This is a genomic window from Oleiphilus sp. HI0061 (genome assembly GCF_001635675.1).
In genome coordinates this window covers 1-1,200 of sequence record NZ_LWFE01000777.1, presented here as the reverse complement: position 1 = coordinate 1,200, position 1,200 = coordinate 1, and the positions used below count along the sequence as shown (strand labels likewise).

Here is a 1,200-nt window from a genome sequence, read left to right as displayed (position 1 = left end):
CCGGGCAAGAGCAAATCAGGATATGGTTTGACAAAATAGGACGAAAACTAGCTAAATGATACATATACTATGTATAAACTTTACCTAAGCGGACGATATGGACAAGCGAAATTCAATTTCACTGTACTATGTACATGCACTTCTGCAGGGTGCCTTGAGGGCCCGAGTCGATGTAAGCAAGGTGATGAGTGATTGCGGTCTTAGTTCAGGTATTCTCTCTGTCAGCTGCTATGGGGGGAGCGATCGTATTTCATCTGAGCGAGTATCAACACTAATTCGTTCTATCTGGCGACTAATGGATGATGAGTTCATGGGCTTTACCGATCAGCCCTGTAAACAAGGTGTTTTTGCCATCGTAGCTAAACAAATGATAAGGGAGCAAACTATTGGTGAAAGCATAAGGCGGGCAAGCTTGCTCTACAGTACCTTTAGAAACGATATCGTGCTGCAACTTGAAAATACTACGGAGGGAGCTCGTCTTATTTTTCAGCCTGTACGGCCCGAGTTGGATACTGCCAATTTCCTCGTAGAGTTTTTTTTATTGGTTTGGCATCGCTTTGCAAGCTGGCTTGTTACTGAACGATTACCTTTAAAATATGTTAGCTTGAGTTACCAGAGTCCACCGCATGTTGCGGAGTATAGTTTGCTCTTTCCTTGTCACTGTAGGTTTGGTGAAACGCAAAACGCACTAGTCTTCGAATCAGCTCTTATGGATTTGCCTATTAAACAGGGCCAGAAAGAGTTGAATACTTTTTTACAAAATTCGCCAACCGATTTGCTGTCAAAGCCGGACTTTCAACGAAGTTTTAGTACTCAAGTAATGAATATGATTGTTGATGATACGATGCAGTTTAAGAAGCTTGATGATTTGGCCAGTGAACTCAATATGAGCCCAAGAAATTTAAGGCGTGTCTTGGAAAAAGAAAACACTAGCTACCAACAAATTAAGCAAAAACTACGATGTGAAAAAGCGCTAAGCCTGCTAAATGATAGTAATCGATCAATAAGCGAGATAGGGTTGGAATTAGGCTTTGATGAAGCCTCGGTATTTTCTAGAGCGTTTAAAACCTGGATGGGCTTATCACCGCGTGCCTATCGTGATAAACACTCGATTGGAAGTGCTTGAGAAGAGTTAACCGGCTTCTTTTGTTTGCTGGTTATAAAGGCTTTCAATTCTTGAAAGAGCATTATCTGTCTTGC

General features: G+C 41.7%; 1 protein-coding gene. It reads left to right on the top strand.

Annotated elements, in window-relative coordinates; translation table 11 throughout:
* The first annotated feature begins 97 nt into the window (after window positions 1-97).
* Window positions 98-1,126 (top strand): AraC family transcriptional regulator, encoded by a 1,029-nt coding sequence (locus tag A3735_RS09515; RefSeq protein WP_068512642.1) that lies wholly within the window; start codon window positions 98-100, stop codon window positions 1,124-1,126.
* The last annotated feature ends 74 nt before the right edge of the window (window positions 1,127-1,200 follow it).

What these genes read in the sequence shown, in the direction of transcription:
- A3735_RS09515 (WP_068512642.1), top strand. Translation starts at nt 98, where the DNA reads ATGGACAAGCGAAATTCAATTTCACTGTACTATGTACATGCACTTCTG.